Genomic DNA, 19,382 nt, shown 5'->3' with positions numbered 1-19,382 from the left:
GGGGGATCATGGCTCGAATTCCGTACCCTGAGCGGCCGTCCGACGCCGTCGCCCGGCTGCCCGTACCGCTCAACGCCTTCCGTATGCTCTCGCACGCCCCGCCGCTGACGGGCCCGACGATCGATCTGGGGCTGGCGGTGCTGCGTGAGTCGACGCTCTCGGTCCGGTTGCGCGAGCTGGTGGTGATGGCGGTCGCGGCCGGTACGCGGTGCGAGTACGGGTCCGTCCAGCACCGCCCGATCGCCCTGAACGCGGGGGTGACACCCGAGCAGCTGGCGGCTGCCGCCGAACGGCGCGCCGACGGGCCGGAGTTCGACGAGTCCGAGTCGGCGGCGCTGACGGCGGCCTTCGAGCTGGTGTCCCGGCACACCCTGTCCGAGGGCACGCTGTCGGCTCTCCGCGCCTGCTTCACCGACCGGCAGGTGATCGAGATCGTCACCACGACCGGCTACTACATCATGCTGGCCGGCCTGCTGAACGGGCTCGCGGTGGACATCGACCCGTCCGGGGAGCAGTTCCTGGGGCTGGTGGGCGGCGACCCCGGATGAGGGTCAGGCCGTCCGTCGCCGGTCCGGGTCCGAGGGGATGTAGGCCTGCGTGTGGCCGGCCTTGACCGCGTGGTGCATCGGCGCGGCGTTGGCCTGGTCGAGCGCGGACGCGGTGACGGCGGCCGGGCCCAGGACGACGGCCACGGCCGCGCAGAGCGCCGCCCAGGGGCCGTGGGCGCTCCGGGACCGGCCCTCGGTCTTGTGCGTGGTGTTGCTGTGACTGTTCACTTCTTCCCCACCTCCAGTCCGTGCGTGTGCATGACGATAGGGAGGGCGCCTCGGGATGATCCGTGAGGCGGCTGAGAGGAACCTGTGAGGCCATGACCAGCCCGTACGTAAGGGAGATCACCCGCGAGGAACACCTGGCCCACCTGCGGCAGTACCCCGACGCGAGCCACCTCCAGATCCCCGAGTGGGGCGATGTGAAGCCCGACTGGCAGGCGGAGAGCGTCGGTTGGTTCGAGGGCAGGACGATGGTCGCCGCGGCCCTCGTGCTGTACCGGCCGCTGCCCGGCACCCGGCGCTGCCTCGCCTATCTCCCTGACGGGCCCGCGATCGACTGGCGCCACCCTCGCCTGGAACGCCTGCTGGACCCGCTCGTCGCCCACGTCGAGGAGCGCGGGTCGTTCTCGCTCCGGATCGGACCGCCCCTTGTCGTACGCCACTGGGAGGCGGCCGGTGTCGCGGCGGGCATCGCCGACCCCGACGTACGCCATCTGCACGATCTGCCGGCGGACGGCCTCGACGGGTACGCGCTGGACGTGGCGGAGCGGCTGGGGCGGCTCGGGTGGCGGCGGTGCGAGGAGGACGAGGGCAGCGGATTCGGGCTCGGCCAGCCACGCTACGGCTGCCACATACCGCTCGCGGGGCGTTCGGTGGACGAGCTGCGCGGGGCGCTGGCGCCGCACTGGGAGCAGTCCCTGCGGACGTCCGAGCTGGCAGGTGTGCGCGTCGGCTGGGGCGCGGCCGCCGACCTGCCCGAGTTCCACCGGCTGTACACCGCGACCGCCGCCCGCGACGGCTTCAAGTCCCGCCCGCTGGACTACTTCCGGCGCATGTGGAAGGCGCTGAACGCGGAGGACGACGACCGGCTGCGGCTGTATCTCGCCGAGTACGACGGCGAGGTGCTCTCCGCCGCGCTCATGATCAACGTCGGCTCGCGCGCCTGGCACTCGTACGCCGCGTCCGGCCGCCGGGGGCGTGAACTGCGGCCCAGCAGCGCGCTGTTGTGGCGCATGCTGTGCCACGCGCGGGCGGCGGGGGCCGCCACGTACGACCTGCGCTCCGTCACCCCCGTCCTGAGCGAGAACCGGCTGCTGAACCGGCTCCGCTTCAAGACGGGCGCGGGCGGCCGCGCGGTGGAGTACCTCGGCGAGTGGAAGCTGCCGGTGGGCAGCCAGGGCAAGGTGCTGCAGCGGGCGCTGGGAGCGTATCTCGGGCGCAGGTGAGGCTGTGTTGATGTGCGGCTCCGCCGCGTGGGTGCCGCTAGGGCGTGCGGCCCTGCAGCTGCGCCGCCAGCTGTCTGATCCCGGGGAGGCGGGCGGTGAGGGCCAGGCCGGGGCAACTGGTCATGAACGCGTCCTTGTGGGCGGCGAGGGCGGGCAGGGTGGCGGTGGTGCCGGAGGCGTAGCGGCTGAGGCTGTTGCTGGAGACCAGGCGCGCCTCGGCGCGCGGGTCGATGTCGGCGAGGCCCAGTTTCCAGGCGGCGAGCGCGGCTATCGCATCCGTCATGGCCTGCGGGACAGTGGCGCCCGCGGTGAACGTGCCGAGGGCGGCGATGCCTGCCGTACGGTGGTTGAAACCCTGGGTGTGGGCGCCCGTGACGGCGCGGTCCACGCCGCCGGCGCGGCCCTCGTAGACGGTGCCGCAGCGGTCGACGAGGAAGTTGTAGCCGATGTCGTCCCAGTTCCGGACGCCGGTCTGGCCCGCGTAGAGGTAGCGGATGATGCGGGGCGCCTCGGCGCAGTCGTAGTCGTTCGGCGAGTCGGTGTGGTGGACGAAGACCGCGACCACCTTGTCGTCGTAACGCGGGGGCGGCTGGGCGTGCCGGGCGAGGGAGTCGAGCCAGGCCGACCGGGGCACGATCTGGGGCCTGGGCGCGGTGTGCCGCGCGGCGGGGCGCGGGGCCGCGACGGGCGGCCGGGGCTTCGCGGCCGGGTTTCCGATGCCGTCGGCGCACAGGACCAGTCCGAGGGCCGCGGCCAGCCCGGGCAGGCAGGCGAGCAGCACGCGCGGGACACCGCGCCCCGCCGGGGCAGCGGCCGGTGTCCTGGCCGATGTGCGGCTCCGTCGCGCGGGCGCCGCGCGTGCGTGCCGGGGTCCTCGCGATCTTCGGACGCGCATGCACCCACTCTCGGCCCGATCCGCCCCGTCCGCGATGTGTGCTGTGCCACCCGGTGGAACCATCGTCCAGGTCCGGGGCGTTTCTCCTCATGCACGCGCGCGTGGCTGATCACTGGGCCCGTCCCGCGCGTACTAAGGGGTCTGAGAGAAAGGCGGCTCTGTGGACCTGCTCGACATCCTGCTGTTGCTGGTGGTCGTGGCCTACGCGGCATCGGGCTACCGGCGCGGACTGGTGGCCGGCTGTGTCTCGCTCGCCGGGTTCGTGGGCGGCGCGGTGCTCGGCGTGTGGATCCTGCCCTGGATGATGGACCTGGTGACGGCGGGCACGGCCCAGGCAACGGTGACCGCGGTGCTGACCGTGCTGCTCCCTGCCGTGGTGGTCCACGAGCTGGCGGGGCGTCTCGCGCTCAGGCTGCGCCGGGAGCTGGACCGGGGACCGCTGAGGGTGGCCGACGGGGTCGGCGGGGCCGCGGCCAACTCGGTCGCCGTGCTGATCGTGGCCTGGGTCGCCGCGAGCGTCCTGGGCGCCTCCTCGTCACCGCTGCTCACGACCGCGATCCGGGACTCGGCGCTGCTCGGTGCCGTGCAGGACGCCATGCCGGACACCACCCCCACCTGGTTCTCCCGGGCCACCTCGGCACTCACCCAGGCGGGCTTCCCGCAGGTGTTCAACCCGTTCGAGAACGAGTCGACGGCCGAGGTCGCCAAGCCCACCGGCGACAGCGTCACGGCGAGCGCCACCAACGCGGCCAAGCGCAGCACGGTGAAGATCGAGGGCGTCTCCGGCACCCAGGGACGCGAGGGCAGCGGGTTCGTGTACGCCCGCGACCATGTGATGACCAACGCGCACGTGGTGGCCGGCATCGACAACCCGAACGTGCGGATCGGCGGGGTCGGGCGGTCGTACGAGGCACGGGTGGTGCTCTTCGACCCCGACAGGGACGTGGCCGTTCTGTACGTGCCCGGGCTGCGCGCGCCGGTCCTGAAGTTCGACGACGGCGCCTCGCGCGGCGACTCGGCGGTCGTGGCCGGCTATCCGCAGGACGGCGACCTCGACCTCCAGGCGGCGACGGTCGCGAACCGGGTGCGGGCGACCGGCCAGAACATCTACAGCGACGCCATGGTGACCCGCGAGATCTACTCGATCCGCTCGACCGTCCGCCCCGGCAACTCCGGGGGCCCACTGCTGACGACCGACGGCCGCGTCTACGGCGTGGTCTTCGCCCGCTCGACCTCCGACAACGAGACGGGTTACGTCCTGACGGCGGCAGAGGTGGCCCCCGACGCCCGGCGCGCGGCGGACGCGACGGCGTCGGTGGACACGGGGGACCTGGTCACGTCCTAGAGCGGGCGGGTCACAGACTGCACCCCATGAGCACGTCGTCGACGTACTCGCCCTCCAGCAGGAACTCGCCGGGCAGGATCCCCTCGACGACGAACCCCTCGGCCTCGTACAGCTTGCGGGCCGGGGTGTTGTGGCCGAGGACGCGCAGCGTGAGCCGGCGCGCGCCCTGATTGCGGGCCTCCTCCCGCACCGCCCGCAGCAGCGCCCGCCCGACGCCGGCGCCCCGCGCCTGCTCGGCGACGACGAGCCCCTGGATCTGCCGGACATGGGCGTTGCAGACGAGCGGGGTCGGACGGGCCAGCCGGATGTAGCCGACGACCTCCCCGTCGAACTCCGCGACCAGATGGTCCCGGGGCCCGAACCGCTCGTTGTAGAAGGGCTCGTACGGCGGTTGGGGGCGCGGCTGCACGGAGTGCAGCGGGGACCAGGTGACACGGTCGAGGCGCCCCAGCGTCTCCTCGTCGCCGAGGGTTGCGTGGCGTATGAACGGAACCGGCATGACGGCCACCTTATGAGTCCCCCGAGCAGAATGGGCCCATGGAACGTTCCCGAATCGCGGTGGCCGGTGCGTCCGGGCTCATCGGCGGCGCCCTGGTGCGGTCCCTGACCGCCGGCGGGCACGAGGTGGTGCGGCTGGTGCGCCGGGCGCCCCGGGCGAAGGACGAGGTCCGCTGGGACCCGGAGGGCGGGCGCGTGGACCCGGCCGTGCTCTCCGGGTGCGAGGTCGTGGTGAACCTGGCGGGCGCCGGGGTGGGCGACCGCCGCTGGACGGACGAGTACAAGACGCGTATCCGGAGCAGCCGGGTGCTCGGCACCGCCGCGCTGGCCGGGGCGATCGCCGCGCTGGACGAGAAGCCGCGGGTGTTCGTGAACGGCAGCGCGATGGGCTACTACGGCGAGACCGGCGACCGGGCGGTCGACGAGAGCGCGCCGCCCGGGACCGGGTTCCTGCCGGAGCTGTGCGTGGAGTGGGAGGGCGCGGCGGCTCCCGCGCAGGAGGCGGGCGTGCGGACCGTGTTCACCCGGACGGGTCTGGTGGTGGCCCGCGGCGGCGGCGCCTGGGGCCGGCTGTTCCCGCTGTTCAAGGCGGGCCTCGGCGGACGCATGGGCGACGGCCGCCAGTACTGGTCGTACATCGCGCTGCACGACGAGGTGGCCGCGATCCGCCATCTCATCGAGACGGACACCCTGTCCGGCCCCTTGAACCTCACCGCCCCGAACCCGCTCACCAACCGCGAGATCACCGCAGCCATGGGCCGCGTACTGCACCGCCCGGCACTGTTCCCCGTACCAGCCCCCGTCCTACGAACAGTGCTCGGCGAAATGGCCGGGGACGTCCTCGGCAGCGCACGGGTGCTGCCCAAACGGCTCCTGGAGTCGGGCTTCACATTCACGTACCCGGACATCGAAGGGGCACTGAAGGCCGCGCTCGCGGAGCAGTAGGACCCAGACACCCCGAGATCACCGCGCCGATGGGGTGCATGCCGCACCATCCGACGCTGCTCTCCTCACCCGCCCCCGGTACTGCGGACGTACTCGGCGACATGACCGGGGACGTCCTCGGCAGCGCACGGGTGCTGCCCAAACGGCTCCTGGAGTCGGGCTTCACGTTCGCGTTCCCGGACATCGAAGGGGCGCGGAGGGCCGCGCTCACGGAGACGTAGGGCGGAGGCGCCTCGGGGGCACGACAAAGAAGGCGTGACCGTATGCGACCGTTGTGCGACCGTGCCCTGTTCATGCGCGACTGCACTTGACCGCTCGCAGCCCTAACCTCGACCCGAACTCGGGTATCCCTGGAGCCAGTTGGGGGCATGACGTCTCCACCGGCGGCGCAACCTCGAGGAGGGGCACGTGCTTGAGCCCGCGTACCAGGCGGACGTCGTGATCGTGGGAGCCGGGGTTGCCGGACTCTCCGCGGCGCATCGGCTGACCAGCGCAGGAGTGACGACCGCGGTCCTGGAGGCCGCCCCTTGCGTGGGGGGCCGCATGTCGACGGAGAAGGTCGACGGTTTCCGGCTAGACCGCATCGGCCAGCTGCTGTCCACGGCGTATCCCGAACTACGGCTGACCCCCGGGCTGGACGCGCTCGTGCTGCGCCCGTTCGCGCCCGGCGTCCTGCTGCACAGCGACGGACGCCACCACCGCGCGGGCACCCCGGCGGCCGCGGGGGGCGCAAGGGGCGCACTCCATGCGGTACGCGCCCTGGCGAGCGCCCCCACCAAGAGCGCCCCCCGGACCACCGCCCCGCTCGGCACCGCCGTCGACCAGGCCCGCCTCGGCAACGCCCTGTCCCGGCTCGCCACGATCCCCGTCGAACGCCTGCTGTCCCGCCCGGAGCTGCCCGCCGCCCAGGCCCTCACGGCCCGCGGTGTCCCCGCCCGCACGATCGACAGCTTCCTGCGTCCGCTGCTGGCCGCCCTGCTCTGCGACCCGGAGCTGACCACCTCCAGCCGGTGCGCCGACCTCGCGCTGCGCGCCTTCGCCCGCGGGCGCCTGTGTCTGCCGGAGGGCGGCGCCGAGATGCTCCCGGAACTGCTCGCACGAGCGCTGCCGCCCGGCACGGTCCACACCGGCGTCCGCGTCACCTCGGTCTCGACCAGCGCGGTCACGACCGCCGAACTCGGCGAGATCCGCTGCCGGGCGGTCCTCCTGGCGACGGACGCCCGCGCCGCCGCCGACCTGCTCCCCGGCCTGCGCGTACCGGACTTCCACCCCCTGACGGTCCTTCACCACACCACGGACGAGCCCCCGGCCACCGGCTCGTCCCTCCTCCTGGACGCCGACCGCGGCGGCCCGGTCGCCCACACGGCGATCGTCAGCGCGGTGGACCCCAGCCGCGCCCCCGCGGGCCGCGCCCTCATCTCCTCCACGGTCCTCGGCCCACCCCCACCGGAACTGGACACCGCCGTACGCATGCACCTCTCCCGCCTCTACGGCACCCCCACCACCCGCTGGGAGACCCTCGCCGTCCACCACACCCCCGAGGCAGTCCCCGCCATGCGCCCCCCACACGATCTCCGGCGCCCCGTAAGGCTGCTGGCAGGCCTGTACGTCTGCGGCGACCACCGCGACACCAGCACAGTCCAGGGAGCCCTCCACTCGGCCCACAGGGCCTCAACAGCCATCCTGACGGACCTGGGGGCGACGGGTTCGATGCACACGGCAGACCCACCAAGCAGCGCGGTCAAACAAGCGGCGTGAGCAACCGCGCCCCGTCAGAGGCGCGGGGAACTGCGCGAGAAACCACGACGATCGCCGCACGAGACATCGGGCAATCGGAGTTACGGCGAATAGTCACCCAAGTGCCGCGACCTTGTCGCGATACCCCCGCACCGGCGCCGCATCCTTGTACGGCTCCAACCGCCGCTCGAACTCCCGCACATACTCAACCGCCCGCACCGACCGCATCTCCGCCGCAGCACTCGCCGCCTCCGCCCCCAACGCACAGGCCTGATCAAGCTCCCCCAGACCCAGGCGGGCGGAGGCCAGCACCACCCGGCAGAACAGCCGACTCCGCGCATACGCAGGCGCACGCAACTGCAGCGACCGCTCCGCATGCTGCGCGGCCGCGCGGAACTGCTGCAGATCCCGATGCGCGTGCCCGAACTCGTCCGCAAGCTGCGCCTCGTCGAAGAACCGCGCCCAGTAGGGCACCTCGTCACCGGATCGTGCGGCCTCCAGGGCCCGCTCCGCCCGCACCAGCGAGGCGGTGCAGTTGCGCACCTCGCCGAGCACCCCGTGCCCGCGCGCCTCGGCCGCGTGCAGCAGCGCCTGCACCACCGGCGGGGCGCTGGTCCCGACGCCCTGCTGGGCGACCCGGGCCAGCTGCACGGCCTCCCGTCCGTGGCCCAGGTACACGGCCTGCCGGCTCATGGTGACGAGCACGTACGAGCCGTACGCCCGGTCCCCGGCCGCCTGGGAGAGCCGCAGCGCCTGCACGAAGTACCGCTGCGCGAGCCCGTGCGCGGCGATGTCGTACGACGTCCAGCCGGCGAGCCGGGTCAGGTCGGCGGCCGCGCCGAACAGCCGGCGGCCCGTCTGCTCGCCGTAGGTGCCGCGCAGCATCGGCTCGCACTCGTGCTCCAGGTAGCGCACCAGGGCCTGGCGGGCGTGGCCGCCGCCGTACTTGTCGTCGAGGGTGCGGAACAGTTCGCCGACCGAGCGGAGTGCGGCGATGTCGCCGGCGGTGACCTTCTGGCCGGGGCCGCGTTCGGCCTGGCCGCGCTGGCGGGGCACCACCGGGCGGCCCTGGGCGGGGACCCGGGCGGGCTGTTCGCCGCGGGCGACCTTGTCGTCGGCGCGGCCGATCAGCCAGTCGCGGCTGGGCACGACAAGACCGGCGGGCGTGAACGCGATCTTCCGGAGCTCGGCGTGCGAACCGGAGTCCTTGCGCCACAGGCCCCCGACGATGTCGACGGCCTCCTCGGGGGCCGCGGCGAACTCGAGCCCGGCGTACACCGGCGCACAGGCGTCGAGGCCGAGGTCCTGGGCGGTGAGGCGGCGGCCGAGGCGGCGGGTGAAGACCTCGGCGATCAGGGCGGGAGTGGTGCCGCGGGGCTGCTGCCCGCGCAGCCAGCGGGTGACCGACGTCTTGTCGTATCTGAGATCAAGCCCGTGTTCGAGGCCGAGCTGGTCGACTCGGCGGGCGAGACCCGCGTTGGAGAACCCGGCTTCTGCGATGAGCGCGGCGAGCTGGCGGTTGGGAGTGCGCTGCGCGGGTCGTTCCGTCATCTGCGGTGCGGTCTCCTGCCTTTCGGGCCTACCGGGACCTCTGCCGGCCCTGTGTGCCCGGATTGCCTGTGAGCAGCCCTTATGGCCTCTGTGAACGGCGTGAATGTAGCGGAGAGTGAGCAGGCGGTCGCACACTTCGACCCTCGTTCATCCGATCGTGTGAGGATTGGCCGCAGGGCTGACGCGAGGCGGTCGGTCGTACAGTGGCGTAGGCACGTTTCGTGCCTTACGACCTTCTAGGGAGGCGCTTGCCGTGAGTGAGCTGCGGTTCGTCCGCATGGGATTCGGTGCCGAGGCCGTCGAGTACCAGACGGCGTGGGACGAGCAACGCCGGGTGCACGCGGCGCGCTTCGCCGACGAGGTCCCCGACACCGTACTGCTCCTGGAGCACCCGCCGGTGTACACGGCCGGACGGCGCACGGCGGACAACGAGCGCCCCCTGGACGGCACCCCCGTCATCGACGTGGACCGCGGCGGCAAGATCACCTGGCACGGCCCGGGCCAGCTGGTCGGCTACCCCATCCAGAAGCTCCCGCGCCCGGTGGACGTGGTGGCGCATGTGCGGCGCCTGGAAGAGGCCCTGATCCGCACCTGCGCGGAGTTCGGGGTGGAGACCACGCGGGTCGAGGGCCGCAGCGGGGTGTGGGTCCTCGGCGACCCGGTGGAGCAGCGTCCGTCGCTCGGCGGGCTGTCCCTGGACTTCGACCCCCGTCTGCACGACGAGGAGTTCGACCCGCGGATGAACGGCCCGGAGTACGCCCCGTCCAACGCCGGCCAGCGCCGCGAGGACCGCAAGATCGCGGCGATCGGCATCCGCGTGGCCAAGGGCGTCACCATGCACGGCTTCGCGCTGAACGTGAACCCGGACAACCGGTGGTTCGACCGCATCATCCCCTGCGGCATCCGCGACGCGGGCGTCGCCTCCCTGGCCGGGGAGCTGGGCCGCGACGTGACGATCGCGGAGGTGCTGCCGGTCGTGGAGCGGCACTTGAGGGACGTACTGGAGAACGCGGACCTCAAGCCGAGGGTGATCGAGAAGACACCGGCAGCCTGAACACCGCCGAAAGCTTTCAAAACAACGGGCGTACCCTTGAGCACGCCGAAGAATCAACGCTAGGGAGCCGGTCGTGTCCGCAGTCGCACCCGACGGACGCAAGATGCTGCGCCTGGAGGTCCGCAACAGCCAGACCCCCATCGAGCGCAAGCCCGAGTGGATCAAGACCCGGGCGAAAATGGGCCCCGAGTACACGAAGATGCAGAACCTCGTGAAGAGCGAGGGTCTGCACACGGTCTGCCAGGAAGCCGGCTGCCCGAACATCTACGAGTGCTGGGAGGACCGCGAGGCGACCTTCCTCATCGGCGGCGACCAGTGCACCCGGCGCTGCGACTTCTGCCAGATCGACACCGGCAAGCCCGAGGCACTCGACCGCGACGAGCCGCGCCGCGTCGGCGAGTCCGTGGTCACCATGGACCTGAACTACGCCACCATCACCGGTGTCGCCCGCGACGACCTGGAGGACGGCGGCGCCTGGCTGTACGCCGAGACGGTCCGCCAGATCCACCAGCAGACCGCGGGCCGCGAGGCCGGGCGGACGAAGGTGGAGCTGCTCGCCCCGGACTTCAACGCCGTGCCGGAGCAGCTCGAAGAGGTCTTCTCCTCCCGTCCCGAGGTCTTCGCGCACAACGTCGAGACGGTGCCCCGGATCTTCAAGCGCATCCGCCCCGGCTTCCGCTACGACCGCTCGCTGAAGGTCATCACGGCCGCCCGCGACTACGGCCTCGTCACCAAGTCGAACCTCATCCTCGGCATGGGCGAGACCCGCGAGGAGGTCAGCGACGCGCTCAAGCAGCTGCACGAGGCGGGCTGCGAACTGGTCACCATCACCCAGTACCTGAGGCCCTCCGTGCGCCACCACCCCGTCGAGCGCTGGGTGAAGCCGCACGAGTTCGTGGAACTGAAGGAGGAGGCCGAGCAGATCGGCTTCTCCGGTGTCATGTCCGGCCCCCTGGTCCGGTCCTCCTACCGGGCCGGACGCCTCTACCAGATGGCGGTCGAGAAGCGGGGTTCCTACGTCGCTTCGCAGGCCGTCTGACGGTCGCACGACCCATCGCCGAATGGCACGGAGTGCCACTATTCCGTGTGAAACTGCGCACAAGAAACTACTGGCCGGTAACGGCCGATTCGATGCGGCCCTGACCGTCCTCGCAGATGAGGGCGCCGTCAGGGCCGCGTCAACGTTTTCGCCCGTCGCATCAAGGCTTCATTGGTGTTTGACCGGTCGGTCACGCCCTGGTAACACCAATCAGTGACGCTGGACTCACGCCACGTACACCCGCCCCAGTGCCCGTATCCCGAGGGGGGACCTCCATCATGCAGGCCGCGCCGGTTCGCGCCACCGCCATCCCGTCGTTCACCACTGCACTGCGTGCCGTCGAGTCGCTGCTCATGAGCAGCGGTCAGCGCACCGCCCGCCGCAACGCGTGGACCTCCGTCCTGGAGGACCGCCGCCGTGCCAAGGACCGCGTCGAGGCCCAGCGCGTCATGGAGCAGACCCTCGTCGCCCGCCCCTGAATCCCACCCTCCGGACAGTGCCGTCGTACGGCGCTCCCGGGGCCACGTAGACTTCGTGGCATGGCGAGGAAGGAACCTGCAGCGGACGCTGCGAACCCCGGGCGACTGAAGCAGATCGCTCTGACCTACAAGATGACCCGCAAGGCCGACAAGAAGATCGGTCTTGTACTCGCGGCTGTCGGCATCGGCATCTTCGGTGTTTTCCTCGCGATCGGTTTCTTGATCGGTCACCCCATCTATCTCGGCATCCTGGGCCTGCTGCTCGCCTTCCTCGGAACGGCGATCGTGTTCGGGCGCCGGGCCGAGCGGGCGGCCTTCGGGCAGATGGAGGGCCAGCCGGGCGCGGCCGCGGCGGTCCTGGACAACATCGGCCGGGGCTGGACGACGACGCCCGCGGTGGCGATGAACCGCAGCCAGGACGTGGTGCACCGGGCCGTCGGCAAGGCCGGCATCGTCCTGGTCGCCGAGGGCAACCCGAACCGGGTGAAGAGCCTGCTGGCCGCCGAGAAGAAGAAGATGAACCGCATCGTCGCGGACGTACCGGTGCACGACGTCATCGTCGGCACGGGCGAGGGCCAGGTCCCGCTGAAGAAGCTGCGGACCACGATGCTGAAGCTTCCGCGCGTGCTCACCGGGCCGCAGGTGACGGCCACCAATGACCGGCTGCGTGCCATGGGTGACCTGATGAGCAATATGCCGCTGCCGAAGGGTCCGATGCCGAAGGGCATGAAGCTGCCCAGGGGTGGGCCGAAGGCTCGCTGATTTCGCTCCTACGACGAAGGGGGCGCCCGGATCACTCCGGGCGCCCCCTTCGTCGTAGCGCCCTGAAGGGGCGCGGGGAACTGCGCGAGAAACCACGATGGCGCGGCAGACGAAAAACGGCGCACCCCGCGGAGCGACTAGCTGCGGACCTCGACCGTGCGGGCCAGGCGGTCATGCATACCCCTGCCGTCTCGGTCCCAGATCAGGGCCGGGATGGCGATGCAGAGCAGGGCCGTGCGGAGGGTGGCGCGGAGGGGGCTGGGGCGGCCGGTGTCCAGGGCGACCACGCGCAGGCCGAAGAGGCGCTTACCGGGGGTGAAGCCGATCGTGCCGACCGTCAGGACGCCGAGCAGGAAGAAGATGAGCAGAGCCCAGTTGCCGGTCGCCTGGTTGTAGCCGTGAGTAATAAGACCGTATGCGATCAACAGGCACAGGCCCCAGTCGACGAACAGGGCGCCGAACCGGCGGCCCGGGCGGGCGATCGAGCCGGGCCCCTCCTCGGGCAGACCGAGCTGCTGACCGCGGTATCCGAAGTCGACACCGGCTTCCTCTGCGGCCGCGCGGGGGCCCGAGAGCCATGAGCCGATTGCATCCCTGTTGTCCACGCGTCCACGGTACTGCGCCCGTTTCGCGATACGGACAGGTGGGGTACACCGGACTCGGTCCGGTTAACTTGTGCGAAACAAATGGGTCACGCCCGAGAAATCACCCGTCCCTAGGGTCGAGGACAGCGTGTGCCACCGCACTGGCCGCACGAACGAACTACCACCCCGGCGAGGCGGTCGGGAGTAGGAGGAGCTGGATGTTCCAGAACGCCGACGAGGCCAAGAAGTTCATCGCGGACGAGGACGTCAAGTTCATCGACGTCCGCTTCTGCGACCTGCCCGGTGTGATGCAGCACTTCACGGTGCCGGCAGAGGCCTTCGACCCGGCCGAGGAGCTGGCATTCGACGGCTCCTCGATCCGCGGCTTCCAGGCCATCCACGAGTCCGACATGGCGCTCCGCGCCGACCTTTCCACGGCGCGCGTCGACCCCTTCCGCCGCGACAAGACGGTCAACATCAACTTCTTCATCCACGACCCGATCACGGGCGAGCAGTACTCCCGTGACCCGCGCAACGTGGCGAAGAAGGCGGAGGCCTACCTGGCGTCCACCGGTATCGCCGACACCGCGTACTTCGGCCCCGAGGCCGAGTTCTACGTCTTCGACAGCGTGCGCTTCCAGACCTCCGCGAACGAGGCCTTCTACCACATCGACTCCGAGGCCGGCGCCTGGAACACCGGTGCCCTCGAGGACAACCGTGGTTACAAGGTCCGTTACAAGGGCGGCTACTTCCCGACCCCGCCGGTCGACCACTTCGCCGACCTGCGTGCCGAGATCTCCCTGGAGCTGGCCAACTCCGGCCTCCAGGTCGAGCGCCAGCACCACGAGGTGGGCACCGCCGGCCAGGCCGAGATCAACTACAAGTTCAACACGCTGCTCGCCGCGGCCGACGACCTCCAGCTCTTCAAGTACATCGTGAAGAACGTGGCCTGGCGCAACGGCAAGACCGCGACCTTCATGCCGAAGCCGATCTTCGGCGACAACGGCTCGGGCATGCACGTCCACCAGTCGCTGTGGCAGGGCGGCTCCCCGCTCTTCTACGACGAGGCCGGTTACGCGGGCCTGTCGGACACCGCCCGCTACTACATCGGCGGCATCCTCAAGCACGCCCCGTCGCTGCTCGCCTTCACCAACCCGACGGTGAACTCCTACCACCGTCTGGTGCCGGGCTTCGAGGCGCCGGTCAACCTGGTGTACTCGCAGCGCAACCGCTCCGCGGCCATGCGTATCCCGATCACGGGCTCCAACCCGAAGGCCAAGCGCGTGGAGTTCCGTGCGCCCGACTCCTCCGGCAACCCGTACCTGGCCTTCTCGGCCCTGCTGCTGGCGGGCCTGGACGGCATCAAGAACAAGATCGAGCCGGCCGAGCCGATCGACAAGGACCTCTACGAGCTGGCCCCCGAGGAGCACGCGGGCGTCCCGCAGGTCCCGACCTCGCTCCCGGCCGTCCTCGACTCCCTCGAGGCCGACCACGAGTTCCTGCTCGCCGGTGACGTCTTCACATCCGACCTGATCGAGACGTGGATCGACTACAAGCGCGCGAACGAGATCGCCCCGCTGCAGCTGCGTCCGCACCCGCACGAGTTCGAGCTCTACTTCGACGTGTGATATCGCCCCAGGTCAGAGCGGGTTTCCGCTCCCCTGGGCCGTCTGTGGGCCGTCGGCCGTGTCCTTCCTCGCCGGCAGGGCACGGCCGACGGCCGTTTCGAGGCCCTGCGGCACATAGGGGTCCAGAGCCACGCGGCCCCGCCGCCGCTCAGGTCAGTGCTTCGGCTCCGCCCGGGCCGGGAGCCGCAGCCGGTAGGCCGAAGGCGGCGTCGATGGCCCAGCGAGCACGATCCCGACTGTTCGGCATGAGGCGCGTGTAAGTCCGGAGCGTGCATCCCGGGTCGGAGTGGCCGAGGTACTCGGCCAGGGCTTTGATGTTCTCCCCCGAGTCCGGCAGCACCGATGCGTAGACGCATCCGACACCACGTCCGGCAGCGGCATATCTCGCAGCTTGCCGCCCTTGGGCGGGGCGAACACCATCTGCGGGCCGATCAGCTTGACCTGTCGCACGACGTGCACCGTTCCCTCGACGAAGTCGACTTCGTCGACAGCAAGCCCGAAAATCTCCCCCTGCCGCAAACCACAACCGGCACCGACGTCGACGGCGCCCGTACGGAGCCTGCGCGGCAGGGATTCCGGGTCAGAACTCCGTCATCCACGGCCGCGCCGAACACAGCAGAGACGTTCGCGAAGACCGTCCGCTGATACGACGCTGCCATCCCTGAGTCCGCGAGGGTCCGGGCAGAAGACGGGGTGGGCCACAGCGTGGCCCTCCCGGGAGGTGGGCGGTGGGGTGTGTGCGTCGGCAGGGCGCGCATCCAGGGTGCACGCGCCTACGGATCTGAGGCCCGCGCCTAATCCCCAGGGGCGCGGGTCTCACCCATGCTCGCCTGTGTCACCATGCCCCCTCAGACCGCACGTCCATGGGGGAACACATGCGCACCCGCGCCACCATCACGCTCACCACCACCGCGCTCCTGCTCGCCGCGCTCACCGCCTGCTCGTCCAGCAGCGACGACAAGCCCGACTCGGCGAGCAGCAGCACACCCACCAGGACGGCGGCCGTCGAGACGCCGACCATCACCCCGACGCCGGCCGACTCCGTCGATCTGGAGCGCGTCGCCGAGACGTACACGGACCTGTACTTCGGCGGGGAAGGGAAGGGCGCCTACGCGTTCCTGTCGAAGCGCTGCCGGGCGAAGGCGGATCCGGCCGTGTTCGAGGCCACGGTGAAGCAGGCCGCGAAGGACTACGGGCCCGACCACCCGGCGACGGACGTACAAGCCACCGTCTCGGGGGACATGGGCCACGTCTCGTACAAGGTGAAGGGCCTACCGAAGTTCGACCAGACGAAGCAGCCGTGGACGCTGGAGGGCGGCGACTGGAAGTACAACGCCTGCTGACCCTCGCACAGGCCCGAACGCCCCGCCGACCAGCGTCGGCGGGGCGTCGTCATCCCCGCGGATTGCAGCCCCATCACTATCGCCAGATCAGCTCCAGCCCAAAGCCGCTCCGTAGGTTGTTTGGCGGTCCGGAAGAGTGGGGTGTTGCTCTAAAGCCGCTTGCCCCCGGTGGCTCCGGTGGAGTGGCCGCCCCGCTCTTCGGGACGCCCAGGCCGCCGATTGAGATGTGCGAATCGGTCGCTGTTCACGGAGCTGACGGCGGGGTGTCCTTGGACCAATGGCACGCTGTCCGCAGCCCGAGGAGACCGCCACATGACCACACGGACGCCCCGTGTATGGGTTGGTATCGACGCCAGCAAGGCCCACCACTGGTGGGTCGCTATCGACGACACCGGCACCAGCGTCTGGAGCCGGAGAGTCTGCAACGACGAGGCCGTCATCCTGGCCGGCCTCAGCGAAGTCCTCGCACGATTCGATGGGCAGTGGACCTCACGGACACCGCGCCCGCCCTGCTGCTGGCCCTGCTCGCTGACTACGGACAACCGGTCGTCTACGTGCCCGGCCGGACGGTCAACCGCATGTCCGGCGCCTATCAGGGCGAGGCCAAGACAGACGCCCGCGACGCCTACGTCATCGCCGATACCGCCCGCCTGCGAAAGGACTTCGCCCCGATCGAGGTCCCCACCAAGCTGGCCGCCGACTTGGCCCTGCTCACGACCCACCGCTGCGACCTCATCGCCGACCGGGTCCGTCTGCTCAACCGCCTGCACGACGTGCTCACCGGCATCAGCCCTGCCCTGGAAACGGCCTTCGACTACGCCGACCACAAGGGCGCCCTCGCCCTGCTCACCGGCTATCGGACCCCCGCCGCCCTCCGCCGCTGCGGGCAGACCCGCCTGACCCGATGGCTCGCCGCCCGACGCGTGCGCCACCCCGAAACGGTCGCCGCCACCGCCCTCACCGCCGCGCACGCCCAACATGTCGGTCTCATCCCGGTTGCGAAAGACTCCGGACGCGCACCGGCAACCTGCATCGCCCCCAGCGCTACAGCCGCCGCCTTCGCCGCGTGTTCTACGTCTCCGCCCAGACCAGCATCATTCGGGAAGGCCCCAACCGCGCCTACTACCTCAAGAAACGAGCCGAGGGACACAAGCACATCCCCGCCGCCTGAGCCGGGCACGAAGCCCTGCCCTCTCCATCAGCTATGTCCTGCCTCGCAGTTGACTACCTTGGGCGCTCAACCGACCAAACAGGTGATCCATGCGTCCACGCCTTGATCCACCCACGCCGTGCCCCCGCTGCGGCGCAGCAACAGACCGCGTCCTGACCGTGTTCGTCCCCACCACCACGGACGAGCAGGAACTCTTCCGCATTGCACACAGCACGACGGAGTCGGTGCCCACACACCTCACCTGCGTCGACTGCCGCAACGAGTGGGGATGGGAAGAAGGAACCAGCCCTCCAACGGATTGAATCGGCCATTAAGACTCCACCGCCCGCGCGGTACAGTGCCGCTCCCCATAGACGGAGAGGGCGATCATGGAGAACCCATTCAGAGATGGCGGCCCGGCGGAAAAGGTGATGCCCTATCTGAGCCTGATCATCTCCGCGATCCTCTTGGCAGAGGGCGTGAGAATGCACCGAGAGGGAGCTTCTCTGTTCTGGCCGCTCGGTGCCAGTTTCCTGATGCTGTCCGCATGCCACGCGATCTACCGGCAGATACGTTCCCAGCGCGAGCGCGTCTAGAGTGACGTGCCCGTGGTTCGCGTCGAGGGAACCACGGAACAGCCGCGGAACGTGCCACTCTCGCGCCAGAACGGACGGGGACTCACGGTGCACCGAGGTGCGATCGGGAGGCACCGGCCGAAGTCTGCCAAGGTAGGGAATCGGCAGGTCACGCCCGTGATCGCCCAACCTCGCTCCTAAAGCCGTGGTCCTGGTCAAGTGCCCTCTCTACCCTGTCGGTCGGCTGCAGAAGTCCGGGAGAGACGTCGGGCGGCGAAGCGGCTCGGGCTGACGGAACAGACGGCACTGAAGCGTTACGCCCCCTGGGAGAACCCGGCACGGTGAGCTGTGCTGTACAGCAGTGGAGTACAGCAACCACGGCAACCGCAGCCGACCAATACCAACTGCCAGCGAACATCTGATCAGCCGGGTAGACCTCAGCGACCGACCCGCCCGTAGTTCGCATCGAGGGGCAGCTTGAAACAAGTGCTGCACGGGGCGCTGTTCTCAACCGAGCAATGGCGCCCCACCTGCTTGACTCGGTCATTGAGGCGCCGCCGACCGCGACGTCAAGCTAGCTGTTCACTCAATCCGTTCGGTTCCTGAAGGGGAGCGCTGGAGCCGCGCTCGCGGAGCTCGAGGCGGCCGTACGGACCTGGCGGTCACACGAGGCAGCGGCTGAGCAGCCACCGCGCGTTGTGCGCGGACAGTGTCAGTTCGTCTTGGTCCCCGGCGTCGATCACCAGCACCACCTCGTCGCTCGGCCAGCGAGAGGCCAGGTCCCGCAGGGTGACAGGCCTGTAGCAGGGCACCTGGGGAAACGCCCTGAGTAGCCGTTCCTCCGAGGTGAACACCATGACCGCGAGGGCGTCGTTGGCGCTTTCGATCACCGGAAGCACAAGCCGCACGAGTTCACTGCGGTTACGCGTGTATCGGATCCCGCCGATCGCAGGAATCAGCACGTCACAGCCGGCCAGCGCATCCAGTGCCGATAGGTCCACCGCGGTGGACAGGTCTTGCAGAGCCTTCCGCGCCACCAGTTCGAAGACCTCTGCCGGTATCTCAGTCATCGCGCCGCACCCTTTTGTGCATAGAAACGACCCAGAGACGACGGATCGTCAACTTCGCCTACCCGCGATCGGTCCGATCATGCGTCGACGATGAGAGCAGATGTCGATCACATCGACGGCAGCTGCACGAGGTTTCATCGCTGGGCCGTCCCAGGTCACCCGACGTCGACCAACAATCACAGAAGCCCACGGCGTCCGACCAGGTCAGAGCCGTGGGCTTCCTCAACCTCGCTGGTGGGCGAGACCCGTGATCAGTAGACCGGCTACTGAACGCGCTCGACGGCGGGCTGGCTGTCGAGCAGCGTATCCACCGTCACGGTTCCTGCCGACGAGCCGATCAGCCACTCCGCGAGAGTGATCCCTTGGGCCCAGAGCTCTCCCTGGTGGCTGCACCACATGTGGCCCGCAGGGTCGCGGAAGTCGACCAGTGACCAGATGGTGCAACCCCAGTCGTAGATCAGCACCAGGCCGGCGGGGATGCGGCCGGAGGGATCTGGGCCGCCGTGGTACAGCTCGGCGATGTCGTAGAAGTTGCCTTGTGCGTGGCCCCCGCTCACGCCCAGGATGCCGTCGTCCGGTCCGAACCCTCCGTTGGCCACTTCGCTGTACAGACGCCGAAGGAGTGGAGGCGTCCGAAACCCGATGACCTGTTCCGCATGGGCGAGAGCGTCCGGCCCCGCAGGCGGGGGCAGCGTACGTGTCCGGGCTGCAGCGCGCACTGTCTCCACGAC

General features: G+C 70.2%; 19 protein-coding genes and 3 pseudogenes. 14 read left to right on the top strand and 8 right to left on the bottom strand.

Features of this window, described 5'->3' with window-relative positions:
* Positions 1–8 precede the first annotated feature (8 nt).
* Entirely contained in the window at positions 9–548 is a 540-nt protein-coding gene (locus tag ACFY1U_RS03105; RefSeq protein ID WP_390692396.1) for a carboxymuconolactone decarboxylase family protein, read from the top strand.
* Between the two features lie 3 nt (positions 549–551).
* Here the strand turns inward: ACFY1U_RS03105 and ACFY1U_RS03100 are convergent, their stop codons facing one another.
* Entirely contained in the window at positions 552–776 is a 225-nt protein-coding gene (locus tag ACFY1U_RS03100) for a hypothetical protein (RefSeq protein ID WP_390692395.1), read from the bottom strand.
* Between the two features lie 92 nt (positions 777–868).
* Here ACFY1U_RS03100 and ACFY1U_RS03095 point away from each other — a divergent pair, with 92 nt between their 5' ends.
* Positions 869–1,996, top strand: coding sequence for a lipid II:glycine glycyltransferase FemX (locus ACFY1U_RS03095; protein WP_390692394.1), 1,128 nt, complete (start codon positions 869–871; stop codon positions 1,994–1,996).
* Between the two features lie 37 nt (positions 1,997–2,033).
* On the opposite strand, the gene ACFY1U_RS03090 is transcribed toward ACFY1U_RS03095, so the two are convergent.
* Positions 2,034–2,777: a peptidoglycan recognition protein gene (locus ACFY1U_RS03090; protein WP_390692393.1), complete on the bottom strand. Its 744-nt coding sequence runs from the start codon at positions 2,775–2,777 to the stop codon at positions 2,034–2,036.
* A 274-nt stretch (positions 2,778–3,051) separates the two neighbouring features.
* On the opposite strand from ACFY1U_RS03090, the gene ACFY1U_RS03085 reads away from it, so the two are divergent.
* A complete protein-coding gene (locus tag ACFY1U_RS03085; RefSeq protein ID WP_390692392.1) occupies positions 3,052–4,236 on the top strand; it encodes a MarP family serine protease in 1,185 nt (394 codons plus the stop codon).
* A gap of 10 nt (positions 4,237–4,246) precedes the next feature.
* Here the strand turns inward: ACFY1U_RS03085 and ACFY1U_RS03080 are convergent, their stop codons facing one another.
* Positions 4,247–4,735: a GNAT family N-acetyltransferase gene (locus ACFY1U_RS03080; RefSeq protein ID WP_390692391.1), complete on the bottom strand. Its 489-nt coding sequence runs from the start codon at positions 4,733–4,735 to the stop codon at positions 4,247–4,249.
* Positions 4,736–4,773: 38 nt separating this feature from the next.
* Here ACFY1U_RS03080 and ACFY1U_RS03075 point away from each other — a divergent pair, with 38 nt between their 5' ends.
* The 3 genes and pseudogenes from ACFY1U_RS03075 to ACFY1U_RS03065 all read left to right on the top strand — a co-directional run bounded on the left by ACFY1U_RS03075 (position 4,774) and on the right by ACFY1U_RS03065 (position 7,437).
* A complete protein-coding gene (locus tag ACFY1U_RS03075) occupies positions 4,774–5,679 on the top strand; it encodes a TIGR01777 family oxidoreductase (RefSeq protein ID WP_390692390.1) in 906 nt (301 codons plus the stop codon).
* Between the two features lie 101 nt (positions 5,680–5,780).
* A pseudogene (locus tag ACFY1U_RS03070) lies at positions 5,781–5,900 on the top strand (DUF1731 domain-containing protein); the annotation flags it as partial.
* Positions 5,901–6,087: 187 nt separating this feature from the next.
* Positions 6,088–7,437 (top strand): NAD(P)/FAD-dependent oxidoreductase, encoded by a 1,350-nt coding sequence (locus ACFY1U_RS03065; protein ID WP_390692389.1) that lies wholly within the window; start codon positions 6,088–6,090, stop codon positions 7,435–7,437.
* A gap of 93 nt (positions 7,438–7,530) precedes the next feature.
* On the opposite strand, the gene ACFY1U_RS03060 is transcribed toward ACFY1U_RS03065, so the two are convergent.
* The gene (locus tag ACFY1U_RS03060) at positions 7,531–8,967 is read right to left on the bottom strand and encodes a regulator (protein WP_390692388.1); all 1,437 of its coding nucleotides are present in this window, start codon (positions 8,965–8,967) and stop codon (positions 7,531–7,533) included.
* Between the two features lie 253 nt (positions 8,968–9,220).
* Here ACFY1U_RS03060 and lipB point away from each other — a divergent pair, with 253 nt between their 5' ends.
* The 4 genes from lipB to ACFY1U_RS03040 all read left to right on the top strand — a co-directional run bounded on the left by lipB (position 9,221) and on the right by ACFY1U_RS03040 (position 12,301).
* Complete coding sequence (lipB, locus tag ACFY1U_RS03055; RefSeq protein ID WP_390692387.1) at positions 9,221–10,021, top strand: lipoyl(octanoyl) transferase LipB; 801 nt, start codon at positions 9,221–9,223, stop codon at positions 10,019–10,021.
* A gap of 73 nt (positions 10,022–10,094) precedes the next feature.
* Positions 10,095–11,060, top strand: coding sequence for a lipoyl synthase (lipA, locus tag ACFY1U_RS03050; protein WP_390692386.1), 966 nt, complete (start codon positions 10,095–10,097; stop codon positions 11,058–11,060).
* A gap of 278 nt (positions 11,061–11,338) precedes the next feature.
* Entirely contained in the window at positions 11,339–11,539 is a 201-nt protein-coding gene (locus ACFY1U_RS03045) for a hypothetical protein (protein ID WP_390663207.1), read from the top strand.
* A gap of 60 nt (positions 11,540–11,599) precedes the next feature.
* Positions 11,600–12,301, top strand: a complete 702-nt coding sequence (locus tag ACFY1U_RS03040) for a DUF4191 domain-containing protein (protein ID WP_389069665.1) — start codon at positions 11,600–11,602, stop codon at positions 12,299–12,301.
* A gap of 137 nt (positions 12,302–12,438) precedes the next feature.
* On the opposite strand, the gene ACFY1U_RS03035 is transcribed toward ACFY1U_RS03040, so the two are convergent.
* Positions 12,439–12,906, bottom strand: coding sequence for an RDD family protein (locus tag ACFY1U_RS03035; RefSeq protein WP_390692385.1), 468 nt, complete (start codon positions 12,904–12,906; stop codon positions 12,439–12,441).
* Positions 12,907–13,103: 197 nt separating this feature from the next.
* On the opposite strand from ACFY1U_RS03035, the gene glnA reads away from it, so the two are divergent.
* Entirely contained in the window at positions 13,104–14,513 is a 1,410-nt protein-coding gene (glnA, locus tag ACFY1U_RS03030) for a type I glutamate--ammonia ligase (protein WP_390692384.1), read from the top strand.
* 148 nt (positions 14,514–14,661) lie between these two features.
* On the opposite strand, the pseudogene ACFY1U_RS03025 reads toward glnA, so the two are convergent.
* Positions 14,662–15,193 (bottom strand): annotated as a pseudogene (locus tag ACFY1U_RS03025) (hypothetical protein); the annotation flags it as partial.
* Positions 15,194–15,388: 195 nt separating this feature from the next.
* Here ACFY1U_RS03025 and ACFY1U_RS03020 point away from each other — a divergent pair.
* The 3 genes and pseudogenes from ACFY1U_RS03020 to ACFY1U_RS03010 all read left to right on the top strand — a co-directional run bounded on the left by ACFY1U_RS03020 (position 15,389) and on the right by ACFY1U_RS03010 (position 17,602).
* Positions 15,389–15,856 carry a hypothetical protein gene (locus ACFY1U_RS03020; protein WP_390692383.1) on the top strand — a complete coding sequence of 156 codons (468 nt, stop codon included), beginning with the start codon at positions 15,389–15,391 and terminating at the stop codon, positions 15,854–15,856.
* A 312-nt stretch (positions 15,857–16,168) separates the two neighbouring features.
* Positions 16,169–17,021 (top strand): annotated as a pseudogene (locus ACFY1U_RS03015) (transposase); the annotation flags it as partial.
* A gap of 374 nt (positions 17,022–17,395) precedes the next feature.
* Positions 17,396–17,602: a hypothetical protein gene (locus tag ACFY1U_RS03010; RefSeq protein ID WP_390692382.1), complete on the top strand. Its 207-nt coding sequence runs from the start codon at positions 17,396–17,398 to the stop codon at positions 17,600–17,602.
* A gap of 641 nt (positions 17,603–18,243) precedes the next feature.
* Here ACFY1U_RS03010 and ACFY1U_RS03005 read toward each other — a convergent pair.
* Positions 18,244–18,651: an SseB family protein gene (locus tag ACFY1U_RS03005; RefSeq protein ID WP_390692381.1), complete on the bottom strand. Its 408-nt coding sequence runs from the start codon at positions 18,649–18,651 to the stop codon at positions 18,244–18,246.
* Between the two features lie 263 nt (positions 18,652–18,914).
* Positions 18,915–19,250 (bottom strand): hypothetical protein, encoded by a 336-nt coding sequence (locus tag ACFY1U_RS03000; RefSeq protein ID WP_390692380.1) that lies wholly within the window; start codon positions 19,248–19,250, stop codon positions 18,915–18,917.
* Positions 19,251–19,382: the final 132 nt, after the last annotated feature.

This window comes from Streptomyces sp. NPDC001351 (assembly GCF_042896045.1).
Classification (GTDB): Bacteria; Actinomycetota; Actinomycetes; order Streptomycetales; family Streptomycetaceae; genus Streptomyces.
This window is presented reverse-complemented; position numbering and strand designations above follow the sequence as displayed.

Bases quoted from the DNA above. Each gene is read 5' to 3' on its own strand.
- ACFY1U_RS03105 (WP_390692396.1), top strand. From the start codon at position 9: ATGGCTCGAATTCCGTACCCTGAGCGGCCGTCCGACGCCGTCGCCCGG.
- ACFY1U_RS03095 (WP_390692394.1), top strand. From the start codon at position 869: ATGACCAGCCCGTACGTAAGGGAGATCACCCGCGAGGAACACCTGGCC.
- ACFY1U_RS03080 (WP_390692391.1), bottom strand. From the start codon at position 4,735: ATGCCGGTTCCGTTCATACGCCACGCAACCCTCGGCGACGAGGAGACG.
- ACFY1U_RS03075 (WP_390692390.1), top strand. From the start codon at position 4,774: ATGGAACGTTCCCGAATCGCGGTGGCCGGTGCGTCCGGGCTCATCGGC.
- ACFY1U_RS03060 (WP_390692388.1), bottom strand. From the start codon at position 8,967: ATGACGGAACGACCCGCGCAGCGCACTCCCAACCGCCAGCTCGCCGCG.
- ACFY1U_RS03045 (WP_390663207.1), top strand. From the start codon at position 11,339: ATGCAGGCCGCGCCGGTTCGCGCCACCGCCATCCCGTCGTTCACCACT.
- ACFY1U_RS03040 (WP_389069665.1), top strand. From the start codon at position 11,600: ATGGCGAGGAAGGAACCTGCAGCGGACGCTGCGAACCCCGGGCGACTG.
- glnA (WP_390692384.1), top strand. From the start codon at position 13,104: ATGTTCCAGAACGCCGACGAGGCCAAGAAGTTCATCGCGGACGAGGAC.
- ACFY1U_RS03020 (WP_390692383.1), top strand. From the start codon at position 15,389: ATGCGCACCCGCGCCACCATCACGCTCACCACCACCGCGCTCCTGCTC.
- ACFY1U_RS03010 (WP_390692382.1), top strand. From the start codon at position 17,396: ATGGAGAACCCATTCAGAGATGGCGGCCCGGCGGAAAAGGTGATGCCC.
- ACFY1U_RS03005 (WP_390692381.1), bottom strand. From the start codon at position 18,651: ATGACTGAGATACCGGCAGAGGTCTTCGAACTGGTGGCGCGGAAGGCT.